This is a genomic window from Gluconacetobacter sp. (assembly GCF_047721585.1).
GTDB classification, from domain to species: Bacteria; Pseudomonadota; Alphaproteobacteria; order Acetobacterales; family Acetobacteraceae; genus Gluconacetobacter; species Gluconacetobacter dulcium.
Genome location: NZ_JBDNXE010000215.1, coordinates 1 through 1,550, shown reverse-complemented (window position 1 = coordinate 1,550; position 1,550 = coordinate 1). Strand labels below are relative to the sequence as shown.

Here is a 1,550-nt window from a genome sequence, read left to right as displayed (position 1 = left end):
GTGCCAATCCGAGCCATCTGCAGCCGCCTTGACGCACGATGCCACCGATGGCGGTGCAGCAGGTGGCGTTTGCCGCGCAATCGTACCAGGCGCATTCGGTGGCGCTGGATGCGCAGCGCTGCGTCAATTTCTATGCCGAATATGCGCCGAGGGATGCCAAGACGCCGGTGCCGGTGTGGGGGTGCCCCGGCATGGTCGCGTTCGCGCAGTGCGGGGACGGGCCGGTGTGGGGCATGGGCGTGATGGGCGGGGCGCTGTATGTGGTCTCGGGCCAGGCGCTGTATCGGGTGGAGGCGGACGGGGCGGCCGTGGAACTGGGCGCGACCTGGGTGACGGGGCCGGTGTCGATGGATACCAACGGCACCGACCTGGTGTGGGTGGATGGAGAGTCCGGCTGGTCGTATTCCGTGGCCGGTGGCGTGCAGCGGATTGTGGACGAGAATTTCCATCCGGCGGATTCGGTCGTTTATTTCGATACCTATTTCGTCTTCAACCGGGCCGGGACGCAGCAGTTCTTTCTGTCGCCGCAGGAGGCGGTGACGCCGTTCGATGGCACGATGTTCGCCTCGAAGGAGGCGACGGCCGACCCGTTGCTGGCGATCGTGAATTCGCACGAGCAGCTTTATCTGTTCGGCGCGGCGCGGACCGAGGTGTGGTACGACGCGGGGAATGCGGCGCCGTCCTTTCCGTTCCAGCGGTTCGACGGGGCGTTCATCCAGCGGGGGATCGCGGGGCCGCATGCGCATTGCCTGGAGGATAATACCGTCTTTTTCCTCGGCGATGACGGGATGTTCTATCGGCTGGCGGGGTATCAGCCGCAGCGGGTTTCGACCCATGCGATCGAGGGGGCGTGGCAGGCTTATCCGGCGCGGGCGGATGCGCGGTGTTTCAGCTATACGCTGGAAGGACATAAATTCGTCACCCTGCTGTTTCCCTCGGCGGCCGCGACCTGGGTGTATGATGTGGCGACCGGGCTGTGGCACGAGCGGGAATCCTGGACCGGCGATGGCGCCGACAGTTCGATCGGCCGGTGGCGGGCTAATTGCGCGCTGATGGTCCGTGGCCGGGTGTTGGTCGGCGATTGCCTGAGCGGTGTGGTCGGGGTGTTGAATCCGCTGGTCTATACCGAACTGGGGGCGACCATGCGCGGGTTGCTGGCGGCGCCGCCGGTGCAGGCGTTGCGCGAGCGCGTGTTCATGCGGCGGTTCGAACTGGATGTGGAGACGGGGGTGGGCCTGCCGGGCGTGCCCGCCGTGACCAGCGTGGCCTATCAGCCGTGTGGGGTGGAGATGACGACGCCTGCGGCGCTGGTGCGCGCGGGCGCGCCGGAGGGGATGGCGCCGGGTCTGGCCAGTCTGCTGGTCAGCCTGTGGGTGGATCTGCCCGAGGATGGCGCGCCGCGTGGGCTGGTGCTGGGCAATGGAGACGCGGCTGGCGGGCAGCCGGGTTTTTGCATCGGCATGGCCAGTGACGGGACGCTGGCCGGGGCGCAGATCGTGGTGCGGGCGACCGACGGGCAGGGGCAGGCGATCGTGACGGCCAGCTATGCT

1 pseudogene is annotated in these 1,550 nt (G+C 67.5%); it reads left to right on the top strand.

Annotated features, from left to right (window positions below):
* Nucleotides 1-47: 47 nt before the first annotated feature.
* Nucleotides 48-1,550, top strand: a pseudogene (locus tag ABF821_RS20300) (hypothetical protein); the annotation flags it as partial.